The sequence below is a fragment of the Salmonirosea aquatica genome (assembly GCF_009296315.1).
Taxonomy (GTDB): Bacteria; Bacteroidota; Bacteroidia; order Cytophagales; family Spirosomataceae; genus Salmonirosea; species Salmonirosea aquatica.
Window position 1 is genome coordinate 3,753,605 of sequence record NZ_WHLY01000002.1, and the last position, 22,756, is coordinate 3,776,360.

General features: G+C 52.3%; 16 protein-coding genes. 3 read left to right on the plus strand and 13 right to left on the minus strand.

Features of this window, described 5'->3' with window-relative positions; all coding sequences use genetic code 11:
- Window positions 1-86 precede the first annotated feature (86 nt).
- From GBK04_RS16630 to GBK04_RS16660, 7 genes are all read right to left on the minus strand, one after another.
- On the minus strand, window positions 87-755 hold the full coding sequence (locus GBK04_RS16630; RefSeq protein ID WP_152761562.1) for a hypothetical protein: 669 nt from the start codon (window positions 753-755) through the stop codon (window positions 87-89).
- 286 nt (window positions 756-1,041) lie between these two features.
- Window positions 1,042-2,448 carry a BNR-4 repeat-containing protein gene (locus GBK04_RS16635; RefSeq protein ID WP_152761564.1) on the minus strand — a complete coding sequence of 469 codons (1,407 nt, stop codon included), beginning with the start codon at window positions 2,446-2,448 and terminating at the stop codon, window positions 1,042-1,044.
- A 107-nt stretch (window positions 2,449-2,555) separates the two neighbouring features.
- Complete coding sequence (locus tag GBK04_RS16640; protein WP_152761566.1) at window positions 2,556-3,500, minus strand: sugar phosphate isomerase/epimerase family protein; 945 nt, start codon at window positions 3,498-3,500, stop codon at window positions 2,556-2,558.
- 262 nt (window positions 3,501-3,762) lie between these two features.
- Window positions 3,763-5,286 (minus strand): RagB/SusD family nutrient uptake outer membrane protein, encoded by a 1,524-nt coding sequence (locus GBK04_RS16645; RefSeq protein ID WP_152761568.1) that lies wholly within the window; start codon window positions 5,284-5,286, stop codon window positions 3,763-3,765.
- A 32-nt stretch (window positions 5,287-5,318) separates the two neighbouring features.
- The gene (locus GBK04_RS16650) at window positions 5,319-8,633 is read right to left on the minus strand and encodes a TonB-dependent receptor (protein ID WP_373331053.1); all 3,315 of its coding nucleotides are present in this window, start codon (window positions 8,631-8,633) and stop codon (window positions 5,319-5,321) included.
- A 240-nt stretch (window positions 8,634-8,873) separates the two neighbouring features.
- Window positions 8,874-9,896, minus strand: a complete 1,023-nt coding sequence (locus GBK04_RS16655; RefSeq protein WP_152761571.1) for a FecR family protein — start codon at window positions 9,894-9,896, stop codon at window positions 8,874-8,876.
- Between the two features lie 100 nt (window positions 9,897-9,996).
- Entirely contained in the window at window positions 9,997-10,587 is a 591-nt protein-coding gene (locus tag GBK04_RS16660; protein ID WP_373331054.1) for an RNA polymerase sigma-70 factor, read from the minus strand.
- A 133-nt stretch (window positions 10,588-10,720) separates the two neighbouring features.
- Between GBK04_RS16660 and GBK04_RS16665 the strand changes: the two genes are divergently transcribed.
- Window positions 10,721-11,767, plus strand: coding sequence for a 2Fe-2S iron-sulfur cluster-binding protein (locus tag GBK04_RS16665; protein ID WP_152761574.1), 1,047 nt, complete (start codon window positions 10,721-10,723; stop codon window positions 11,765-11,767).
- 213 nt (window positions 11,768-11,980) lie between these two features.
- On the opposite strand, the gene GBK04_RS16670 is transcribed toward GBK04_RS16665, so the two are convergent.
- From GBK04_RS16670 to GBK04_RS16680, 3 genes are all read right to left on the minus strand, one after another.
- The gene (locus tag GBK04_RS16670) at window positions 11,981-12,721 is read right to left on the minus strand and encodes a DUF3800 domain-containing protein (RefSeq protein ID WP_152761576.1); all 741 of its coding nucleotides are present in this window, start codon (window positions 12,719-12,721) and stop codon (window positions 11,981-11,983) included.
- A 72-nt stretch (window positions 12,722-12,793) separates the two neighbouring features.
- Complete coding sequence (locus GBK04_RS16675) at window positions 12,794-14,257, minus strand: alpha-L-fucosidase (RefSeq protein WP_152761578.1); 1,464 nt, start codon at window positions 14,255-14,257, stop codon at window positions 12,794-12,796.
- A gap of 86 nt (window positions 14,258-14,343) precedes the next feature.
- Complete coding sequence (locus tag GBK04_RS16680; protein WP_152761580.1) at window positions 14,344-15,768, minus strand: alpha-L-fucosidase; 1,425 nt, start codon at window positions 15,766-15,768, stop codon at window positions 14,344-14,346.
- Between the two features lie 224 nt (window positions 15,769-15,992).
- Here GBK04_RS16680 and GBK04_RS16685 point away from each other — a divergent pair, with 224 nt between their 5' ends.
- Together GBK04_RS16685 and GBK04_RS16690 are read left to right on the plus strand one after the other, a co-directional pair.
- A complete protein-coding gene (locus tag GBK04_RS16685; RefSeq protein WP_152761582.1) occupies window positions 15,993-18,215 on the plus strand; it encodes an FUSC family protein in 2,223 nt (740 codons plus the stop codon).
- A gap of 81 nt (window positions 18,216-18,296) precedes the next feature.
- Complete coding sequence (locus GBK04_RS16690) at window positions 18,297-21,107, plus strand: M16 family metallopeptidase (RefSeq protein WP_152761584.1); 2,811 nt, start codon at window positions 18,297-18,299, stop codon at window positions 21,105-21,107.
- A 58-nt stretch (window positions 21,108-21,165) separates the two neighbouring features.
- Here the strand turns inward: GBK04_RS16690 and GBK04_RS16695 are convergent, their stop codons facing one another.
- The 3 genes from GBK04_RS16695 to GBK04_RS16705 form a co-directional block, all read right to left on the minus strand.
- Window positions 21,166-21,648: a YehS family protein gene (locus GBK04_RS16695; protein WP_152761586.1), complete on the minus strand. Its 483-nt coding sequence runs from the start codon at window positions 21,646-21,648 to the stop codon at window positions 21,166-21,168.
- 53 nt (window positions 21,649-21,701) lie between these two features.
- A complete protein-coding gene (locus GBK04_RS16700) occupies window positions 21,702-21,914 on the minus strand; it encodes a PLDc N-terminal domain-containing protein (protein ID WP_152761588.1) in 213 nt (70 codons plus the stop codon).
- Window positions 21,915-22,020: 106 nt separating this feature from the next.
- On the minus strand, window positions 22,021-22,569 hold the full coding sequence (locus tag GBK04_RS16705; RefSeq protein ID WP_152761590.1) for a cob(I)yrinic acid a,c-diamide adenosyltransferase: 549 nt from the start codon (window positions 22,567-22,569) through the stop codon (window positions 22,021-22,023).
- Between the last annotated feature and the right edge of the window lie 187 nt (window positions 22,570-22,756).

Genomic DNA, 22,756 nt, shown 5'->3' on the forward strand with positions numbered 1-22,756 from the left:
GCAACCCTGATTGCAAATCGGGGTTAGCGGGGGGCACAACTGTCAGCCCTACTGTTGCCAATACGATGTTAGTGGTTCGGTTTTCTTTATTGGTAATTCGCATTGTCCCAAATTAAAAGTCTACCAATGTTGTCAATATTTAGTTTTTCGTCTTGATTAATCTTTTCAAGTCGTTGTTCAAACTTGTCTAGTTCAGTTTTTACAATTTCAATTGCCTTCCTTAACGAAGCAATGTCAAACTGAACTACGTTTTCACTTGGTGTCGGGGCAAAGTGTTCGTCAAATTCGCCAACTGTAAAGTCAAAAGTTATTTTGTCTCCTTGAATTTTAACTTCTGGCTCTGGGTGTCCGGCATAAAATCCTTTTTCTTTTCCATTCCCAAGGTTTTCCCAATATTGAAGGTCAGCAAGGTCTCCGCAACATTGGGGGAAGTATTTGTCTTGTCCGTCAATACGAAGAACGTAACCACCGAATAATGCACTTGCTTGTTCTCTTTCGTATTTTCCGTCTCTAAGTTCTTGTGTATGGTCAGATATAAGTTTCTTTAAATTGTTGTCAGTAACTTCAGAAAGACGGTAAAAAGATGAACCTTTCAAATAGGGTTTCAAATCGTCAATAAAGCCTGCTTTATTATAACTGTCGCTTTTATATTTGTCCCACAATTCAGGATACTCCCAGTACGGAAATTTTTCAGGTGTCGGTACGTCCTGGTTGTTATATCCAATTTCTATTACTGGTATCAATTCTACTATCATTTTCTGTCTGTGGCGTGTCGCTCGTTAAACTGACCGCTAACTCCTGTATATACGCAAGTTTTGCAGTACTTTTTGTATTTATTTGTACTTTATAAATATTTCACGATACTTCTATGGCAGTATATATCCAAAAAACCACACAAGCTATACACTCAATAAATGTAAGCTAGGTACAAATTACTCCCTTCACCGCTTCCTTACATCAAACAGGCGCGAAATATTATCGTACGGTAGGTAGTTTGGGTACCCCTCGCGGAAGGACTGCAATCTGGTTTTGAAAGGCCATTTACTTTACCTCCTTCGGCTTAGCCGTCTCTTTCGTCATCGTGTAGGGCAATTCCCATACGGTACCCTTGCTATCGCCAAAGTACATGTGTGAGGGGCTGAGTTTGCCGGGATCGCCGTCGGCCCAGAAGTAGAAGAAAGGATCGTGGCCATCCACCACTTTCCGGATGTAGTTGTGGTTGCGGGGGCTGTTGTGGGTAATTTGTTTGGCACGCGTCCAGGTTTTGCCCTGGTCGGTACTTTTCCATTGTACTACTTCGCCGCCGCCGCCCCAGGGTTGGGGCGTGTTTTCGGTGGGCGCTACTACCATCCAGGTATTCCCTTTTACAAACAAACTACCCATGTCGTAGTTGTGGTCGGAGGTCGTTACGGGGTGGTTTTCCCAGGCGGTGCCATTCCAATGCGCTATCGCCCACTGGCGCAGGCCATTTTTGGGGCCGGGCTGATGACCAGGGCCGGATAGGTACAGGGCGATGGGGTACCCTTGCTCATCAAAATTCACATCCTTGACGTACACGTTTTGTCCCTGGCTGAAAAACTCCTTTACCAGCGTCGGCGAGGCTACATCGGTTACGGGAACGGCTATTTCTTTGCCGTCCGCCGTCGTCCAGGTTTTACCCATATCGGTAGTTTGCAGGTAGTATAGGTTGGTCCGTTTGTCCACGTCGCCGTTGGGATGCCAGTTGAAGAAAGTAACGACCTTGTCGCCCAATTGCCCGCTGACCTGGTAGTGGCCGCTATTTTTGTCTTCGGGGCGTTTCATGTCCGCCAGTTTCCGGTCTTCGGTCCAGGTGACGCCGTCGGGGCTGGTTTCAAAGTACAGCTCCCGCACACCGGTGTACTTGGTAAACAGGTGCAGGAAACCCTTGCCCGGAATGTACTTCGGCTGGGGGTAGGTCATGATTTCCTGAGTGATCTGATCGAAACCGTCGATGCTGTACGGCTGCTTGCTGCGGTACTTGAAACCGGGGCGACTGGTGTTGCGGCCACTCACGAATACCCAAAGGTACCCCTGGTCGTCCATGGCGAGGCTGGGGTTGTCGTGCGGATCGTCCACGCCTTTTTTGTCGTACACTACCGTAGGGCGCGAAACCGTCTTTTTTTTATGGTCGTAGCTGCCAATCATACACAGCAGGTAGCGGTCCTGCTCGCCGGTGGTACCTCCGTACACGAAGAAGGTTTTGTTCACCTTCGGCGCGTAGATAGCCAGCGGAATATGCTTGGCGGTGTAGGTACCCAAACCGCCCGAGTACTTGTCGCCGTACTCGGAGAATTGCCCCAGCGTGAACCAAATTCCCTTGTAGCCGTCGGCTTGCTGGTTGTTACGGCTGGGTTGGGTTTCTGTATTCTGGGAAAAGGTGATTCCCACACTGAATAGAAACAGGAAGCTGGTAAGCAGGAATTTCATTTTAAACTTCTTGTGAATTTAAACTTCTTGTGAATTGGAATGGCTGGATTTATTTTTTTGCAAAAGTGGTCGGCTTTTTGGTGCGGAGTGAATCAGGCCCGCGCTACTTACGCCTGCGTCCACAACTCTTTTACTTTTTTCAAATCGCGCTTCATGGCGTCGTAGATTACCTGCTTATCCACCGAAGGTGTTTTGGAGCCGTGCTCGGCTCCGCCCAGGTCGTACTCATAGTGCATCGAGATGGGTACCTGCACGCCATACTTTTTCAACAGTTGGAAGTAGATAGTAAAATCGACCATACCCTCACCCAGCGGAACGTTTTTCACTACGTACTTTCCTTTTTCCTGCGCCCACACAAAATCCTTGATGGCCAGTACTTTAATATAAGAATGTAGAAGACGTAACCCATTTTCCCACGACATACCGCCCTCCACGGTGGCGTGGCGGATGTCGTATTGCAGGCCCATGTATTCGGTGTTGGCTTTTTGCAATAGCTGATACAACTCCCAGACCGACGCGCCGATGAGTTTGCCGGCATGATTCTGGTAACAGCCGATCAGCCCCAGCTTGCTGTTGAGCTGACTCAGGGCAGCTACCTGCTTCTGAAACTTTTCGAGTGAAGCGGGCATGGATTCATTTTCGTTGTACTTGTACCAGTTCATGCGGTAGTACTTGATGCCCTGTTCGGCGGCGGTGCGCAGTACCACTTCGTCGGTACCTTGGGCGTCTTCCACCGCGGTAGTCATCATCAGGGGTTGCAGACCCGCTTTTTTGATCGCTTCCACGGCTTTGGGCAGGTCGGTTTTTACGCGCTCGGGCAGCACGTGCCCGCCCGGCCTGACGGTCAGATCGATGCCATCGAAGCCAATTTCCTTTGCTTTTTCGGCCATTTCCTGGTAATCCAGAAATTGCAGGTGCTTGGAAAAAACAATAATGGGCGGTAGGGCAGCCACTGATGAGGCAGAGGTATCAGAAAAGGACAAAAAGGGCAGCGCACCCGCGGTGAGAGCTGCTTTCTGGATAAAGTCACGCCTGGAAGGATTGTTTTGCATGGCAGGGCTAGGTTGAATAAGCTGGGAAGGATTGACAGAGGGGGTACCTTTGGACTCAGGCCTCTTGCTCCAAGACGAGTAAGTACCCCGGCCAACCCCTACGCTGAAATTTAGGGTACCTGAAATCATTTAGGAAAGGACCAGCAGGTGCATTCATGCCGGACGGGTCGGGAGCTTTTGAGCGCGGCAAATCTCGTATTTATTTTAAACACCAATGCCCCGCTTTGGATAAAAACAAGCGGGGCATTGGTACTTTGAAGACTCAATAGCCGGGGTTCTGCGGACCAAGGTTAGGATTCACCTGCAATTCAATCCTCGGTAGGGGCATCAAATAGTCCCGGTTGGGATCGAAGTTAGGATGCGGTTCCAGAGAGTTGGGACCTGTGAAGGCGGCTTGCCCCAATTTACGCCGCTTGATGTCGTACCAGCGCTTGTATTCGAAAGCCAGTTCGAGTCGTCTTTCCTCCAGCACCAGATTGATAAAGGCATCTTTGCTCAATCCAGAGTTCACGTCCTCGGGGAAACTGGTTTGCTTTCCCGCCCAATTCCGGGCCCGACTCCGGATCTGATTTATATAGCCAATGGCTTCCGCATTGGGACCGCCATTCACTTCGGTCAACGCCTCGGCGGCAATCAACAGTACCTCAGCGTAGCGCATGGCGGCGTAGTTATGGTCGGAGTAGCGCCCTTCGGTATTGGAATTACCCGCGTAGCGGGCGTACTTGGCAATATGAGGGCGCTTGGTATTGTCGAATACGGTATAGGGCTGTAGGATTCCCTTGATCAAAATTGAATCCGTAAAGCTCACCTGCTTGCGGTAGTCGCGGGAATCCCAGGTATTGTAGACAGCCATCGACGGTACCGCCACGCTCCAGCCGCTGCGGGGCGCGTCGGCACCCCGAACGCCCGTCATGGGGGGCATGATATCGTCGTTAGCTCCGCCGCCGCCGTTCTGCTGTCCCAGGAAATCAATGGCAAACAGGTGCTCTTTCAAGTTGTTGGGCTCAGGGGCCCGGAAAAGATCCTGAAAATCAGCGACCAAACCGTACCCGAACTTTGCCTCATTGTCGATGACGAATTTGGCTTCGGCATAGGATTTCTGGTAATCGGCCAGCGTCAGGTACACCGAGGCCAGGTAAGCGGCCGCCGTCCCTTTGGAAGGCCGACTCCGCACGCTGTTGGGCTGCTGGTCGGGCAGCCACTGCTTGGCGAATTGGAGATCGGCGATGATGTTCTGGTAAACGGTGGCAGCGGACGTCTTGGAAATATCCTTCACCGAAGTGGGGTCCGTTATAAAGCGATCGAGGTAGGGAATATCGCCGAATGTCCGAACCAGATGATAGTAGGAAAAGGCCCGGACGAAGCGGGCTTCGGCAATCAGGGGATTGCCTTCGTTTTCAGGCAATCCCAAGCCTTCTGCTCCCGAAATAGCCGCGTTGACCGCGCTGATCGTCTGATACCAGTAGGGCCAGAATTGCCGTACCATGTTGTTGTTATCATCCATGTTGAAGTCGTTGACCTGCTGCCGTTCAGCCGGGGTACCCCGGTCGCCGATGTCGGCCATGTCGCCGCGCAACAGCAGGGCCGTGACGAATTGCCGACCATACAACCGCTCGCTGGCGATCCAGCCATAGGCCCCGAAAATGGCCGTTTGTACATCTTTTGGCGTTTTGAAAAGAGATTCCGGCGCCAGGATACCGACGGGGTCCTCTTCCAGATCGGTGCAACCCAGAAAGAGGGTACCCACCAGGGAAATTAAGAAATATTTTACTGCACGATTTTTCATAGTATATGCTATTTTTTCTGTTTATCAGATTATTAAAAGCCAATATTCAAGCCTACGGTATAAGATTTGGCATTAGGATAGCTACCGTAATCAAGGCCCAGGTTGCGGTTGCTATCGGTGGCACCCGACGAAGCGTAGTTGACCTCCGGATCATATCCCGGGTATTTGGTAAAAGTCAGTATATTCTGGGCGCTGGCGTAAAGGCGCAGCTTGGTCATGCCCAGTTTCTTGATCACGGAGGTTGGGAAGTTGTAGCCCAGAGCCAGGTTTTTCAGGCGCACGTAACTGCCGTCATAAATCCAGCGGGTCGATACCCGGCGGGAACGGCCGGCAAAGGCTTTGGGAACATCGGTATTCGTATTGGTGGGAGTCCAGCGGTTGAGGGCCTCCGTAGTGGCGTTGTTGTTGCCCGACAGCAGGTTGAGTTCCATGAGCGAATAACTCAGGATATCGTTCCCCTGGGAGCCCTGAAAGAACAAATTCAAATCAAACCCCTTGTAGTTCAATTCGTTATTGAGTCCCCAGATGAAGTCCGGATTGGGATTCCCAATGATAGCACGGTCGTTGCTATTGAGGGTACCATCTTCGTTGATATCCCGGAACCTCTCGCCCCCGGCGGCCTGTTCAAAACCTCCACCAGGCAGGTAAGTATCCCCTTCCTGGTACACACCGTCGTATATCCAGCCAAAGAAACTACCCACCGGATAGCCTTCCCGCAACACATGGGTGTTGCCCAGCCCCACCAGGTGGCCGGGGGCGGCGCTGTATTCCAGGTCGGTGCCGCCCGGCAGCGCGAGTACCTTGTTACGGTTCATGGAGAAGTTGACGTCCGTGGTCCATTTCAGGTCACCCACCAGATTGCGGGTGTTGAGCGTTAATTCAAATCCCTTGTTTTCCACCGAACCGATGTTCTGCAATTGGGTGGCATACCCCGAGTATTGGGGCAACTGAACGCTGAAAAGCAGGTCACGGGTGACCATCCGGTAGTAGTCCAGCACCAGATTGATCCGGTTTTTGAAAAGGCTGATGTCCGTCCCCACGTCAAACTGAGCGGTGGTTTCCCAAGTCAGGTCGTTGTTGGCCACGGTGGTGGGCCGCACGGCGTTGACCGGTACCCCGTCAATGACGGTGAATACATTGGAGAAGCGCGCCAGGGTTTGGTAGGGCGAAATGGCCTGGTTGCCCGTCAACCCGTAGCTGACCCGCCACTTCCACTGGCTGATGAGGTTGCTGTTTTGCATGAAGGGTTCGTTGGACATTTTCCAGGCAAATGCGCCCGATGGAAAAGTGGCGAACTTATGGTTCCGGCTGAAGTTAGACGAACCGTCGCGGCGGATATTGGCCGTGAACAGGTACCGGTCCAGCAGGGAGTAATTCAGGCGCGCGTAAAACGACTTGATCTGTGACTCGGTGAGGCCGGAAGTGGGGCTTTGCCACACCGCCGAGCCGTCCAGGTTCCAGTACGACACGGCGTCGGTGATGAACGACTGTCCGGTGCCGCTCCAGCTTTCGCTCGACGAGCTTTGGTAGGAATAGCCCCCCAATAGGGTGAGGTCGTGAATCCCGCCGAATATCCGGGAATAGGTCAGGTAGTTTTCGTTCAGCAACTGTGTGCTTTTAGAACCGCTGACCGACGCCTCCCCCCCAACTGAGCGTCCGGAATTGAGGGTCGTGGGAGCGAAGTACCCCGCCCGCCCGCTGTTGGTCGTGGCTCCCAGAGTAGTGCGGAACTTAAGATGGTCGATGATTTCGTATTCCGCGAAAAGGTTGCCCTGAACCCGGTCGTTCACCGATTCATTCTGTAGCTGGGTGGCTACGGCATAGGGATTGTCGGTTGGGTCGTTGACGCGGGAAACGGTGAAGCGGCCCGTTTGCGGATCGCGGATCGTCTGATCGGGTTCGAATTTGAAGGCCGCCGCCACTACACCCGGCGTCAGGCCCCCGGAACCTTCCTGGGTGTAGGCCTGCTGCTTGGAACTGCGCTGCGCAAACAGGTTGAGACCGATCCTGAGCTTACTATTGGCTTTCACCTCCACGTTGCTGGTGACGGAAAACCGCTTGAAGCCCGAGTTCAGAATGACGCCTTTTTGGTCGTACAAGGCACCGGACAGGTAGTAGCTGACGGCGTCGCTGCCGCCCGAAATGGAAAGCTGGTGGTTCTGGATGCCGCCCGTTCTGAAAATCTGGTCTTGCCAGTCGGTGCTGGCTCCCGGCGACGTGTAGGTAGGCCGCGCCTCTTTAATGTAATCGACAAATTGGGTGGCATTCAACAAATCCAGCCGATTGATTTCGTTTTGGCTCGAAATAGACGTATTGAGTTCGATCCGTGGCTTACCGGATTTTCCCCGCTTGGTGGTGATCATGATGACCCCGTTGGCACCCCGCGAACCGTAGATGGCCGTGGCCGACGCATCCTTGAGTACTTCCAGCGATTCGATGTCTTCGGGAGGGGGAATGGCCCCGCCCACGAAGCCGTCCACCACGTAGATGGGGTCGCTGCTGGCGTTGATCGAAGTACCCCCCCGGATCCTGACCTTGTAGGCCGCGCCGGGTTCTCCGTTGTTGGCCTGAATCTGTACCCCGGCAGCCCGGCCCTGCAAAGCCTGCACGGCCCCCGTAGCCGGGTAAGCGGTCATTTCCTCCGCACTCACCGACGACACCGAACCTGTGATGTCACTTTTCTTGACCGTACCGTAGCCTACCACGACCACCTCGCTCAATGCTTTGATGTCTGCATCCAGACTTACGTCAAGCTGCTGGCGGTTGCCCACCGTGATTTCGCGTGAGAGGTACCCCACAAAACTAAATACCAGCACGGAACCGGGGCCGGGCACGGTCAGCTGGTATACCCCGGAAGTATTGGTGGTGGTACCCAGACTGGTACCTTTCACCACCACACTCACACCGGGGAGGGGCTGATTGTTGTCGGCTCCGGTGACGGTACCCGTCACTGTAACGTCCAGCGGCTGCACGCGCTCCGAAAGGCGAGTACCCAATAGGCGCCGGGGCGTATTGATCGCCAGGCGTTTCGACTTCGACAGCAGAATCTGGTCGTCTACTACCCGGTATTCGATATGCAGCGGTAGCAGCAGCCTGTCCAGTACCGAAGACAGAGGTTCTTTCCGAGCGCTTATGTCCACCGGCTGGGAAAGCCGGATGACATCGCGACTATACGCAAATTTGACCTGCGTGGTGTTCGCAAGCTGGGAGAGGGCCTCCCGAAGCGTAGCTTTGGATAGACTGAGGGTGACGCCCCGGTCAAGGAGTTCCTGCGCCGGCGCAGTATGGGCGTACGCCATGGCCGACATAAAACTTACACACAACAGCTGACAAAAGGTAATTCTCATGATTGTGAATAAGACTCCACGTTTGGAATACAGATGTTTCTTCATACTTTTAGAATGAATTGGTTAAAGGTTAGAAATAGGTTTTCCGGGCTACGCTGGCCGGCGAATTCACCCGGGGAACAACAGTTAGCCATTCGGATCGGGGATGTTGGTAGCATCTCCGATTTTTTTTGCTAACCATCTCTGCACTGGCATTATCTTTATTTATTCATATAGCGAGTTTAAGGATTTTGTCATGGATCAGTCGGAACACCCATCGCCGAAAATACGAATCGTATCGCCTTCCAACTCGTAGGTACTCCCCAGCAAAGTATTGATCATATTGAGAATTTCGGGCAGTCGCTGCTTGTTGAAATCGACCGTGAGCCGACAGGTATTGAGGGCCGGGTTGGCCAGTTCAATGTGTATCTGAAACGCTTTTTGCAGTTGTGCCGCAGCTTCCGACAAAGGTGTATCGTTGAACACCAGGGATGCCGGTCGCCAGGCTTGCTTTATTTCGGGTTTCGCAGCAGCCGTTTCAAGGGTTAGGCTCCTGGTGGCATTTTGGTAGGTGGCCTGCTCGTTGGTTTTTAGTACCAGTACCTCCTCATCGTGTGTCGGAGAAGCCGGGGCGCTTACGGCCACGCTACCGGTTAGCACCGATACATGATAGGAGGAGTCGTTTTCGTAGGCCCGTACATTGAAACTCGTACCCAGTACCTGGGTTTTGAGCGCGCCGCTATAAATAATGAAGGGATGCAGGGTATCGCGGACCACCTCAAAGAATCCCTCTCCGGCAAAGCGTACTTCACGATGGGGGGCGGGCGCAAAAGCAGCGGGATGAGAGAGCCGCGCGCCCGGCTGAAGCCACACTACACTCTGATCCGGAAAAAGGTAGCGCTCGATTTTTTTGGTGGTGTTGGTATGAACAGTCCAGTCCGGGGTACCCGATGTCGCAGCGGAGGACGAATCCGTTGCCGGCCGATTCCAGGCAAGGTACCCTACGCCCAGCAACAGAAGCAGGCTTGCCGCAATCCCGCTCAGATACAGCCACCGCCGTCTGTTCAGTGGAACAACAGGAGCCTCCTCACGCGGTGGCAACGTGTGGGCTATGTCCGCCCGAATGCGTTGCAGTAATGCGTGTTCATCGATGGAAAAAGGGGCAGCTTCCTGCTCCCGGTCGAGCCGGAGGTACCATTCGTCCACCACCCGCCGCTCCGCTTCGGTGCAGGTATTTGTGAGGTACCTTTTGAGCAAATCGGCAGGTAAAGCTTTTCCCTTCATTTTTTTGTTTAATAAACCCCCGGATAAGTACAACCTATATACTACTGTCTGTAGATAGCGGCAAAATCCCTTATCCGGAAATGAAAATTTTACAAAAAAATCAGAGGAGCGAGCCCAAGGTGCTGGTTATTAGGGCAAAAACAATGTAGTCTTTCATCTCGATTCGCAGAATCCGGAGCGCCTTCCCAATGTGAGCCTCGACGGTTTTTTCAGAAATCGCCAGCGAACGGGCAATTTCTTTCTGACTATAGCCTTTGCGGCTCAAAACGAATACCTCCCGACATTTTTCAGGCAGTTTCTGAAGCGATTGCTCGTACAGATCGTTGAGCGTGTCGAACTGGATTTGCTCACCGGTGATGTTATCGGAAAGCTGCGTGGCGTATTCCAGGGCGGTCGGTTGCCGCGCCTGCTCCTGGTGGTAGTGGGTAATAATCAGGTTCCGGAGCATCCCGTTGAAATAAGCCGCTACGGTTTTATGAATGGTACAGGTGTGGCGGTTGAGCCAGAATTTGACAAACAACTCCTGCACAAGATCTTGAGCAGCGGCGCTGTCGCCGGTTTTTCGCACTGCCGTATGGAGCAATGTATGAACATAGCGGCCATACAACGCATCAAAGGCCCTATCATCATCATGCTCGCGCATAAGACGAAGTAGCTCATTGTCGGTGTAGTTCTTATACGATTGGTCCACTCTTTTGTCGAAACTCCTGAAAAGGATGCCGGTAATCCCTATTTTTACTCCAATAGCCCACGGACTGGCAGCAGGCAAGCGATTGGTTGCCGGTACGTTAAAGTTATGAAATTGCCCATTAAAAATAGTACCCATGCAAGAAAATGTGCTCTCCCTCCGCATCAGGAACATTATTTCCGAAACTTCCGATACCCGTACCTTCGTGCTCGAACTGGCTGAGGGCGGGGCCTTATCCTACGAACCCGGCCAGTTTCTTACCTTTCTGCTGCATGTCCAGGGACACGAGGTACGTCGCTCGTACTCCATGAGCTCGACACCGGGTGTGGATGAGTTTCCGGCCGTTACCATCAAGCGCGTGACGAATGGCGAAATATCCCGTTACTGGCACGATCACGTGGAGGTGGGTACCCGGCTCACTGCCCTGCCGCCCGCGGGTAGGTTTGTGCTGGAACCTGCGGAAGGCCAGCCCCGCGATGTGGTATTGATTGGCGCAGGAAGCGGAATCACCCCTTTGTTTTCTATTCTTAAGTACGTACTGACCAACGAACCCGAAAGCCGCGTGACGCTGCTTTACGCCAGTCGCCGGGAGCGGAGCATCATATTTGGCAGGCAGTTGGCGGAGTGGCAGCGGGGGTACCCTGATCGGCTGGAAATCGTCCATGTGCTGAGTCAGCCGACCGATGACTGGCTGGGAACGCGGGGCCGGATCAACAATTTCCGGTTGGAGCGCATGATTGGGAGGTACCTTCATTTCCCGGCCGAGCGGGCGCGTTTTTTCTTATGCGGGCCCTTTGAATTGATGCGCACGACCGAGATTACGCTTCGGTTTATGGGTTTTGAAGACGATCAGATTCGTAAAGAGAATTTCGTAATAGACCCCGCCCCGCCGCCACCGAAGCATTCGGAGCCACACACGATCCAACTTACTTTCCGATCAAAAACCTATGCGCTGGAGGTACCTGCCTACACCACCATTCTGCAAGCCGGCCTCGAGCAGGGTATCCCGATTCCGTACAGTTGCCGGGGCGGCCGCTGCGCCACCTGCGCGGCCCTCTGCCGGTCGGGTACCGTACGGATGAGTATCAACGATGTGCTGACCGATCGCGATTTGGCGCAGGGCTGGGTGCTAACCTGCACGGCCTATGTGGAGAGTGAGGGTGTGGTGGTGGAGGTGGTGTAGTTGTTGAAAGGCTGATTTGTATAATTGTTGAACTGCTTGTACTACTAACCTAGGTTATTAGCCTTACGTATGAGGTGTGATACATTTATATTATACATATATTTTTTGTATATCATTTGTATATTACAAGGTCACCTATTACATTTGTAATGGATTGGGGTGTCCCCGGTCGGCAAATGAGTTAACTAGACTATCTAGTTAACTCATTTGTTTTTAGGGGAATATTTTTAGTCCAACGCCTTGCCATTTCCCTGCTTTGGTGTAAAATTTAGGAACAATTACGTCGAAAGCGGGATTAGCCCTCTCTTTATCCATTACATACCTTGCGATTGGATAGGCTACCAAGTCAGATAATTGAAGACCATTTATGTTGTCTTTCTTATCCTTAAATTCGATTTCTACCTCGTAAGAAGCAAGTCGCTCAGGAGTCACGTAATAAGTGCCTAGGCTTCTGAGTTTCAAAAAATGCGATTTGAGTGCTTCATCTTCCCTTTTCCCTCTTTTCTCGATTACAATTGAAAGTGTCTTACTGTTTGCGTAAATGCTATCGAGGTAAAATATAGCCCGTTCAATAATAAAAGATAAGGCTATCTCATATGGACCAGTAGCCAATCGTCCATATTTCTTAATGTGAGCCTGCTTATCAATAGCCGCAGCAATGATCCGATAATCTTGCTCTATCATAATAGTGTTTAGCTCAGAGTAGAATCGGGCTTTAGTATCGTAGTCAAGAAGAATTTGAAACTCCTTCTCACATTTTCGGATGTCTCTTGAATGTAGTATAACCTTCTTATCTGCCCAAAACGCTTCCTTAACAAGGTTTATAGAAGATTTGAAACGAGTGTAATTTTCTTCTGAGAACATTACCCCACAGAGCACAAAAACGGGGAAACCAGAATCAATCTTAGCAAGTCCGTGGTCACCGCTTTCATCAAGGAATAAAATATAATTCATGCAGAAGTTTAGGTAGGATGTCCTTTTGAAGTAAGATTTAGAGGTAATTCCTTTGAGAAATCAACAACTTTATCACTCCGCTACCTTATAAACCCCTAACTCACTCAGCACCACCACTTCGGGCGTTTTGGTGAACCGTACCCGTAGCTTGGTCGTAGTGACAGGCGCATCGAATTTGATCAGACGCCGTGCACCGATGCTGGTACCTTTATGTATTTCTTTCCAGGCATCGTTTTCCCAGCTATCCACGGCAAATTCTTCCACGCGCTGGCCGAATTTGATGTTTTCCCGGATACTGATCAGATCGAAGTCCGTGGGCTGGGAAAATTCAACGGTGAATTCCGATTTCTTAAAATCTTCATCGGTGGTCCAGTAGGTATCCGGGTTATTATCCACCAGATTCTTGGTACCATAGATCGAATTATAGCCCCGCACATTGATGGCCCGGATATAGGCGGGCCGCGCCAGATTGACGGCGTAGGTTTTTTGCAGGCGGTCGCCAAAGGTTTTTAGGGAAGCTACATCGGCGTCGCTCAGCAGGCCGCGCGTATCGGGAGCCAGGCCCAGATCGAGGGCGGCACCCCGGCCTACACTTTTCAGGTACAAATCAAAAAGCTCGTCGGGCGACTTAGGCTGTTGATCGGGATGATAAAACCAGCCCTTGCGCAGGGGTACGTCGCACTCGGCCGGAATCCAGAACTTGCCGTCACGCATCCCCGTGGGACTATCCTCATAATTGGCCTGGCCGGGAACGGCCTCGTTGACACCCTTGGGCGGCTGGGGCGTAAAGGTAGCCCAGTGTGTTTCGGCGGCCGTACCTTTTTCATTGCCTACCCAACGCACGTCCCAACCGATATCGCTGAAAATGTTGGCACCGGGCTGTAGCTTGCGGGTCAGGTTGGTCCAGGTTTCGTCCCACTGGTAGTAGGTTGTGTTATCAATCGAGCGTTTTTCGCGCGCGCCACCGTAGTAGCCGTCGCCGCCGTTGGCTCCATCGTGCCACGACATGAACAAGGGACCGTAATTGGTGTACAATTCGCGGAGTTGCTCGCGGTAGATGGCGAGGTACTCCGGGGTACCGTAGGCGGCATTGTTGCGGTCCCAGGGCGAGCAGTATACACCAAATTTCAGGCCGTACTTACGGGCGGCGTCGGCCACTTCCTTCACCATATCGCCTTTTCCATCGCGGAAAGGACTTTTGGTAATATTATAATCGGTCGTATTTGTGGGCCACAGACAGAAACCATCATGGTGCTTAGCTACGAAAATAATGCCCCGCAGGCCGCCCGCCTTAGCGGCTTGCACGATCTGTTCGGCATCGAATTCTTTGGGGTTGAAAATCTTCGGGTCAGCGTCGCCGTAGCCCCATTCTTTATTTTCAAATGTAGTAGGGGTAAAATGGATTAGTCCGTACTGTTCTACTTCGTGCCATGCCAACTGGCGTGGCGAGGGTAGGGGTCCGTAGGGTTTGGGGGGTACCTGTGCCCAAAGCGTTTGACTGGCTACTAGTAATACTACGATTAAAATTTTCTTCATTGGAGTTGTTGGTCGGTCGGAACGTAGGAAACAGGTAAATATAAAGATTATTTCCGAGGTACTTTTTAGGGTACCTTTCAGAAAAACTACGAATCGATGCGAAAGACGTAGGCATACTGATGGCCTGCGGTCTGAATCGCTCGGGCAGGTACCTCGATGAAACCGTCCTTGACTGCTAGATTCTTCTCGTTCCCCAGCAGCTTCACCCGAGCACCAGCGGGCAGATCGACGCCCTCGGGCTTAAGACGGCCGGGGAGCGATTCACCCGTTTCGGCCAGGTAGGTCGCGTAGGTAGACTTGCCTTTCTGGGTATAGGCCCATTTGCCCCGGCGATACGGTGCCAGCGGGCGGGTTTCGTAGATTGACTCACTATTCATATCCATCCAGGTACCTATTTCCGCCAGACGCGTGTACGCTTCGTCGTGCCACTCGCCGTCGGGGCCGGGCGCGATGTTGAGCAGTAAATTGCCTCCCTTGGCCACAATATCGACTAAGGTATGTACCAGTTGCCGGGCCGATTTGAAGTTTTCCTTGGGTACGTACGACCACGAACTACCCATCGTCATGCACGATTCCCACGGAATGGGCATGTATTGATCGGGAATCTGCTGCTCCGGCGTCACGTAGTTCTCGAATTCGCCCGTCACGGTGCGGTCCACGACCAACAGGCCGGGCTGGTGGCGGCGGGCCATTTTGGCAATGCGCGCCATGTCGATATCCTGCTCGTAAGGAATGGCCTTCTGCCAGCTGATGTTCGGGTCGATGGTGCTGTACGGCCGCACCCAGCCACCGTCGAGCCACAGGATGTCCACCGAGCCGTAGCCGGTCATGAGTTCCTCGATCTGATTGTAAGTAAAATCCTGAAATTTCTTCCAGAGCTCGGGGTACTTCTTGGGGTCATAGGATGAATTGCGATCTTTGGGCGGAAAGTAGGGCCACCAGTAGGAATCCACGTTCCAGTCGGGTTTGGAGAAGTAGGTACCCGTCATGAAGCCCTGCTGCCGGAAAGCCGCCAGGATTTCCTTCGTGACATTGCTGCGCGGGTTGCTGGCAAAAGGCGATTTGGAACTAGTGATTTTGTAGTCGGTTTGCTTGGTGTCGAACATACAGAAGCCGTCGTGATGCTTGGTAGTGAACACGACGTACTTCATACCCGCACTTTTGGCCGCCTGCGCCCATTTTTCGGGATTGAAGCGGGTGGGGTTAAAAGTCGTTTGCAGGTTCTCGTAGGCTTTTTTGTATTCGAACCAATCATGGGAATGCGGACCGCGGCGCACACACCAGCCTTCATCCTCAGGACACAGCGACCAGGACTCTACGATGCCCCACTGACTATAGGTACCCCAGTGCATCAGCAGGCCAAACTTGACATCCTGCCACTGGCTTAGCTTGGCTTGTACCTTTTCATCGGTGGGCGGAACGTATTTGGAATGGTCCTGTTCGGCGTGTTGCTGCGCCTGTGTAGTGGAAAATAGTGTAATCAGATTCAGAAAAATAAGTCCTTTTTTCATAGGTCGTCGTAAAGGCTGCACAGTGCGTGAAGCGGGTATTATTAAAATAATTTAAATATAGGGCAAGTATATCAAAAAATAGCTGGAAAGAAGACGATTATCGGATGAAGTTACGATAAGGCCTGTTGCTGCCAGCCAATACGAATTGTTCAAGGTACCTTTATAGATAGCTAAGGGCCGACATTGCATCCTGGAATCAAGTGCTTGCATTTATAAAAATTACGATGACGCTCAAGGAATACATTACCTCCGAAGATACCGAGTCCGCTTTCCGATTTCTGGTTGGGGCGGCTTTGCCCCTGCTCGTGGCGACAGGACTAGGGTACAACGAGCTGGGTATCTTTATGTTATTGGGCTCTACCTTCGTTTTTGGCATCGATATTCCTATTGCCCTACCTAAAAAACTGGGTTTTATGGTGCTGTCGGGCCTGTTATCGGCTTTGATATTTCTGGTATTCACGCAGGTGAAAGACTTTCCTGTCCTGAACGGAATCCTGTTGTTCGTGACACTTTTCATCCTGAATTTTCTATCGCCTTTCAGCTCCAATTTCAGCATCGTAGCCCTGTTGCTCAATCTGTCGGTGATGATCGGGCTGAGCATGGCCAACACCATCCCGACCTGGGCCGCGGCCTTGCCCAAGGCGGGCTACCTGTTGCTGGGGTCGGCCTGGTACACTTTATACGCGCTGCTGCTGCATCCTTTGCAGCGACCGCGGCAACTTCGCCGGCGGCTACAGGAGTGCCTGCGGCTTACGGCCGACTACTTTGCCGGACAGGCGGCTCTGTTCGATCCGGACGTTTCACGTACCGAAACTCTGCTGGTATTGTCGCGCAGGCAGGCCGATGTGGTGGAATCGCATCAGCAAATCCGGGAAGTGCTGCTGCGTGAGCCCATGAACATCACCAATCCCGAAACCTTCATGGGAAGGGCTACCTATTTCCTGGCTAATCTGGTGGATTTGATCGAGCTGGCGACAGCTTCAGCCTGGTCGTTACAGGCCGTACCCGACCATGCCGAAGAGGAAGGCGCTGTACCGCTCCTCCGGACTTTGAACGAGTACGTCGTGTCGCAGCTGCGGCAGCTGGAAAGACAGATTGCGCACGAGGACCGGACGTTGGCCGAGCCGATGCAGGATGAAAATGCCGAAGGTACCCTACAGCAATTGACCGAGTATCTGAACGGCATGAAGGCGCGGACGCCCTCGGGCCAGGAGTCGGCGGAAGAGTACCGGCAACTGCGCCGGCTGCAGCGGTATTTCGAGCAACAACTCCTGCTGCTGCGCAACATGCGCGATGTGATGGCACGCCGGAGCGCTCGGCTCGACCTGGCTACGGATCGTATCCGGCAATTTGCGATCCGCGATACCATCGGCTGGGACTATCTGCGCAGCCATCTTTCGTTCAAATCTGGCTTTTTTCGGTACGCGCTGCGCATGGCGCTTACGGCCGTAGGAGCCTACTATCTGGCCGTAGGCCTGGGCTTTGAGTACCCTAGCTGGGCGCTTTTGACCGTACTGGTCATTCTGAAACCCGGCTTCAGCCTGTCCAAAGAACGGCTTGCCCACCGTGTGTACGGTACTGTGGTGGGCGTTTTGGTGGGACTGGGGCTCTTTTACGTTTTTCAGCCGGGTACCCTGGCGAGTATGGCGATCTTTTTGGGGTCACAGTTTTTTGCGTTTTCATTTGTCAAACGTCAGTATGCGGTTACGAGCTGTTTTTTTACCCTGTTCGTCCTCTTTTTTTATAGCTACCTGCACCTGGAATTCATGGATGCTGCCTTTTACCGCCTGCTGGATACGGTGCTGGCCGCGGGCTTGTGCTGGCTATCGATCCGGTTTGTATTTCCTTACTGGGAAGTGCAAAACCTACCTACGGTGGTGAAGGAGTCCCTACGGGCCGACCGTTCGCTGCTGAAAAATGTGCTGGACCAGGTCGATGCCGATGCTCTGGCTCTCACCAACTACAAACTGGCCCGCAAAGAGGCATTCCTGAAAATGGACGACCTCCTGAACTCCTACCGACTGGCCCAAATCGAATCGCCGGGACAAACGGAGGTACTGACCACCATTCAGCGGATTTCCCTGCTGATTTATACCCAGCTTTCGCTTTTGCTCAGCCTGGGGTCGTTTCTGAAAAGATGCCCTGATTATCGGTGGGGTGATAGCCGCGTGAAGGGGTACCTGCAGGAAGCCTTGCAGGGCGTCGATTCGCTGATTGGGAATGAGGAGAGGACTGAGACAGAGCAAGATGAAATAGAGCAGAACGCATACGGCGAATTAGCCATCCGGCGTCGGGAAATTGACCAGCTTTTGCTCGAAAACAGCGAAAGGTACCTTTCCAGGGTACACGATTTGTTTTGGGTGGAAAGTGCCTTTGAACTGATGGAAATCACGCATAAACTGCGACGAATGATGCAATTGACGCCTGATGCCAGATCTGCAAAATAAGTAGCCCGGCCAGGATTTGCTTTTCAATATACTAACTACGTTCTTCGTTTAAATATCCTGTCCAACTTAACTTACGAATTCATGAAATTTTCACTATCCACAAAAGTCGGGTTGTTCCTGCTGGTGTTCGCCACGCCGGTCCTGGCGCAAACCGACCTTTCGAAACCCATTCCCTTTGACCCTAACGTTAAAAAAGGTCAACTGAGCAATGGCCTTACCTATTACATCCGCAAGAATGCCGAACCCAAAGACCGCGCCGAACTCAGACTGGTCGTGAAGGCTGGTTCTATTCTCGAAAACGACGAGCAGCAGGGACTGGCGCACTTCATGGAACACATGAGCTTCAACGGTACCACCAATTTTCCCAAGAACGAGCTCGTGGATTTCCTGCAGAAAACGGGCGTCCGCTTCGGGGCCGACCTGAACGCCTACACCGGTTTTGACGAGACGGTATACATGCTGCCCATTCCCACCGACTCGGCGGGTTTGCTCGAAAAAGGCCTGCAGGTACTCGACGACTGGGCGCACGGGGCCCTGCTCGCCACCGACGAAATCGACAAAGAACGCGGCGTGGTGCTGGAAGAGTCGCGCTCGGGCCGGGGCGCGCAGCAGCGGATGCGGGACAAGTACTTCAAGATGATCCTGAACAACTCCCGGTATGCCGACCGCCTGCCGATTGGTAAGGATGATATCCTGAAAAATTTCAAACCCGAGGTACTCAAGCAGTTTTATCAGGACTGGTACCGTCCCGATTTGATGGCCGTGATCGCGGTAGGTGATTTTGATCCTGCCGAAGTGGAGAAAATCATCAAAGATAAATTCGGCAGCATTCCGATGCCCAAAAGCCCGAAGAAAAGGACCGAGTACACGATTCCGCTGGATGGTGCCACCAACGTGGCCATCGTCACCGATCCCGAGCAGGCGCAGAATGTGATCCAGGTTTTTTACAAGCAGCCCGAGTTTAAGGAGAAAACGCTGAAAGATGCCCGCACCAACCTGACCTACGGCCTTTTCAATGGAATGATGGGCAACCGGATGCAGGAACTTACCCAACAGGCCGATCCGCCCTTCCTGTTCGGCACGGGTAGCTACGGCGGGTTTCTGGGCGATTTGGACGCCTACACGTCGGTGGCGCTGGCCAAAAGCACTGAAGGCGTAGAGCGCGCGCTGACGGCGCTGCTCACCGAAAATAGCCGGGTACAGAAGTTCGGTTTTACCGAATCGGAACTGGATCGGGCCAAAAAATCGCTGTTGAACGGCATAGAGCGGAGTTTAAAGGAAAAAGACAAAACGCGCTCGGACAACTACGTGCAGGAGTACATCGATAATTTCCTGAATGAGGGAGCCGCAACGGGCATCGAGTTTTATGCCGATTTTGTCAAAAAAGAACTGGACGGCATCAAACTGGAAGAAATCAACAAGCTGGCCGGGCAATTCATCACCGACAAGAACCGAGCGGTGGTGATTCTGGGCCCTGAAAAAGCCAAAGACCAGCTACCTACCGAGGCCAAGGTAAAAGAATTGCTCGCCTCGGCGGGTAAAGACGTGACCGCCTACGTGGACGATGCCGTGGATACGCCGTTGCTGCCCGCCGAGCCCAAAGGTACTAAGGTGGTATCGGAGAAGAAGCTGGACGAAAAATTGGGCATCACTGAACTGACCCTCGGCAATGGCGTGAAGGTACTGCTGAAACCAACCGATTTCAAAAACGATCAAATCCTGTTTGAGGCCACGGGTAAAGGGGGTACCTCATTGTTTCCCAAAGATCTCGAAACGGATGCTTTCGCGAGTTATCTGGTAAGTTCGGGTGGGGTAGGTACCTACAGCCAAACGCAGCTGCAGAAGTACCTGGCCGGAAAAACCGTGAGTGTGAATCCGTACCTCAGCGAGCTGACCGAAGGCATCACGGGTAGCACGAATCCGCAGGATCTGGAAACGGCCCTGCAACTGGTGTACGCCTATTTCACCGCGCCCCGTAAGGACGCAGCCGTGGTGCAGGGTATTCTGACCAATCAGCGGGCCTACCTGGAGAACATGATGAAAACTCCGACGCCCGAGAAGGTATACTCAGATACGCTGACGGCCGTGCTGACCAGCAACGACCCACGCCGCCGTCCCATGACGCCCGAGCGCGTAGACAAGGTGAATCTGGATCGGGCGCTCGAAATCTACAAAGATCGCTTTAAGGATGCTTCCGATTTCGTATTTACGTTCGTGGGGGCGTTCAAGGTGGATGAAATCAAACCCTTGATTGAGAAGTACATTGGTGGGCTACCTTCCACCGACCGCGATGATACGTATGATCATCCGAACATTTTTCCGCCAAAAGGACGCATCGAGAAAACGATTTATAAGGGCCTCGAACCCAAAAGCCGCGTGACGATGGTGTATAGCGGCGAGTACGAATATAATCCCGAAAACAACGTGCAGATCGAAGCCTTGCAGGAAGTGTTGCAGATCAAACTGATCGAATCGTTGCGGGAGGAGGAAAGCGGTGTGTATGGCGTGAGCGTGTCGGACAAAACGGACAAGGTACCCTCGGGGCATTATCGCTACGTGATTCAGTTTGGCTGTGCACCCGAGAACGTGGACAAGCTCGTGAAGCGTACGATGGAGGAAGTGGATAAGCTGAAAAAGAACGGCGCCGAAGCCAAAGATATCGAGAAGTTCGTGGCCGAAACCCGCCGCAAAACGCAGGTGGATATGAAAACAAACCCATTCTGGCTCAGCTACATCGACACCAGCCTTTTCATAGATGAGGATCTGAACGAGGTGTTCGACGAAGAAAAGCACCTGAAAGAAGTGACTGTGGCCAGTACCAAAGCCGCCGCGCAGAAGTACTTCAACGACGAAAACTTCATCAAGGTAGTTATGATGCCGGAGAAGAAGTAAGTTCTAGGCTTTTCCTGAATTTATGAAGGCTCCGCGTTTGGGCGGAGCTTTCGCTTTTTTATTCCGCCGAATCTTCACCGGGACCTGGGCGGTACTTCATTTGCAGTCCCACCAAAAAGTTACGCAGGATCTGATCTTTGCAGGCGCGGTAATGCGAGTTAGTGGGGTTGCGGAAAAAAGCGCTGATCTCGTGCTTACTTATGTGAAAACCCACCAACGCGAAGGTATCCAGCATGTCGGTATCATCCATGCTGAGCGCGATTTTCAGTTTGCGCAGTACCAGGTTGTTGTTCATCCGTTTTTCCGCGATCGGGTCCTGACCGTCCTTTTTGCCGCGTTTCTCCACGATGAAACCGTTGAGGAAAGTCGCCAGCATCACATCTTTCAGTACCTGAAAATCGGGGTCCTCGTCTTTCTTCAGCCAATTGCTGACTTCGGCGCGGGTCGCCTCGTATCCCCCTTTTTTAAATAGCGTCATCATGCTGTGATCGTCGAGATCGAAGGCAAAGCGGAGGCGGCGTAGGGTATCGTTGTTATTCATTCTGTGTCTTTTTCTACAAAAAAATCTTGCCCCTTCTGGATCGAGGTCTGCATTTACTCAATTGTTTTTTGTTTTGAACCAATTACGAAGTACAGGATCGAACCAACAAAAGGGAGGAATAAGACGATCAATACCCAAATGATTTTATCGGAGCCGGTAAAGTTATGCTTTAAAATATCGACCAGCGCAATAACCGGTAATACTATGGTTCCCAAAAGAAAACCCAACCACAGCCACGTTATAAAAAGCAGGATAGCCAATTGCATAATGTCGCATTTTAAAGATTAATCAGGTATATGATGGTCATTGGACGAAAAATAGCGAGAATTTAACTTCTCACCAAACTCACTGGATCAAGCAGGATTACACTTCTCAAACCCTCGGCTTCCAGGTCACTTCCTCTACGCCCAATTCCTGCGTCATGGTGCGGCAGAGCATGAAGAGGTAGTCCGAGAGGCGGTTGAGGTACCGGATCACCTGCTCTTCCACGGGTTCGTGCTCGTGCAGGTGTATCACCGCCCGCTCGGCCCGGCGGCAGACCGTCCGCGCCACGTGGCCGAACGATACCGATTCGTGACCGCCCGGCAGCACGAAAGCCCGCAAGGGGGGTAGGGTAGCATCCATGGCGTCCATTTCATTTTCCAGCAAGGTACTGTCGGCTTCGTGCAGGTCGGGGAGTTTTTTGCGGGTCTTGTCGGGCTCGGAAGCCAGGTGCGAGCCGATGGTAAACAGGCGATCCTGGATTTCTTTCAACACATCGCGCCGGGTCGCGTTCACGGGCTGGTCGCGCAGCAAGCCGATGTAGGCATTGAGTTCGTCCACCGTCCCGTAGGCGTCGATGCGGATGTGGGCCTTGCTAAGGCGGGTACCGTTCACGAGCGAGGTGGTACCCTGGTCGCCGGTTTTGGTATATATCTTCATAGGTTTACGGTAATAGGCAGGTAGCCGTTAGGTTTTAGGAGGCTTCGGGCTTAATTTTGCCAAAAAATTCCGCTTTGACGCGCTTGATGTGGATATTTATATTTTTCCAGGCATTCAGACAAAGGAAGTAGTACAAGAGAAGGTGGGTATAACGGTTTGAATTGAAACAGAATAGCAACCCTCTGCT

What these genes read in the sequence shown, in the direction of transcription:
- GBK04_RS16630 (WP_152761562.1), bottom strand. Translation starts at nt 755, where the DNA reads ATGATAGTAGAATTGATACCAGTAATAGAAATTGGATATAACAACCAG.
- GBK04_RS16635 (WP_152761564.1), bottom strand. Translation starts at nt 2,448, where the DNA reads ATGAAATTCCTGCTTACCAGCTTCCTGTTTCTATTCAGTGTGGGAATC.
- GBK04_RS16640 (WP_152761566.1), bottom strand. Translation starts at nt 3,500, where the DNA reads ATGCAAAACAATCCTTCCAGGCGTGACTTTATCCAGAAAGCAGCTCTC.
- GBK04_RS16645 (WP_152761568.1), bottom strand. Translation starts at nt 5,286, where the DNA reads ATGAAAAATCGTGCAGTAAAATATTTCTTAATTTCCCTGGTGGGTACC.
- GBK04_RS16650 (WP_373331053.1), bottom strand. Translation starts at nt 8,633, where the DNA reads ATGAGAATTACCTTTTGTCAGCTGTTGTGTGTAAGTTTTATGTCGGCC.
- GBK04_RS16655 (WP_152761571.1), bottom strand. Translation starts at nt 9,896, where the DNA reads ATGAAGGGAAAAGCTTTACCTGCCGATTTGCTCAAAAGGTACCTCACA.
- GBK04_RS16665 (WP_152761574.1), top strand. Translation starts at nt 10,721, where the DNA reads ATGCAAGAAAATGTGCTCTCCCTCCGCATCAGGAACATTATTTCCGAA.
- GBK04_RS16670 (WP_152761576.1), bottom strand. Translation starts at nt 12,721, where the DNA reads ATGAATTATATTTTATTCCTTGATGAAAGCGGTGACCACGGACTTGCT.
- GBK04_RS16675 (WP_152761578.1), bottom strand. Translation starts at nt 14,257, where the DNA reads ATGAAGAAAATTTTAATCGTAGTATTACTAGTAGCCAGTCAAACGCTT.
- GBK04_RS16680 (WP_152761580.1), bottom strand. Translation starts at nt 15,768, where the DNA reads ATGAAAAAAGGACTTATTTTTCTGAATCTGATTACACTATTTTCCACT.
- GBK04_RS16685 (WP_152761582.1), top strand. Translation starts at nt 15,993, where the DNA reads ATGACGCTCAAGGAATACATTACCTCCGAAGATACCGAGTCCGCTTTC.
- GBK04_RS16690 (WP_152761584.1), top strand. Translation starts at nt 18,297, where the DNA reads ATGAAATTTTCACTATCCACAAAAGTCGGGTTGTTCCTGCTGGTGTTC.
- GBK04_RS16695 (WP_152761586.1), bottom strand. Translation starts at nt 21,648, where the DNA reads ATGAATAACAACGATACCCTACGCCGCCTCCGCTTTGCCTTCGATCTC.
- GBK04_RS16700 (WP_152761588.1), bottom strand. Translation starts at nt 21,914, where the DNA reads ATGCAATTGGCTATCCTGCTTTTTATAACGTGGCTGTGGTTGGGTTTT.
- GBK04_RS16705 (WP_152761590.1), bottom strand. Translation starts at nt 22,569, where the DNA reads ATGAAGATATATACCAAAACCGGCGACCAGGGTACCACCTCGCTCGTG.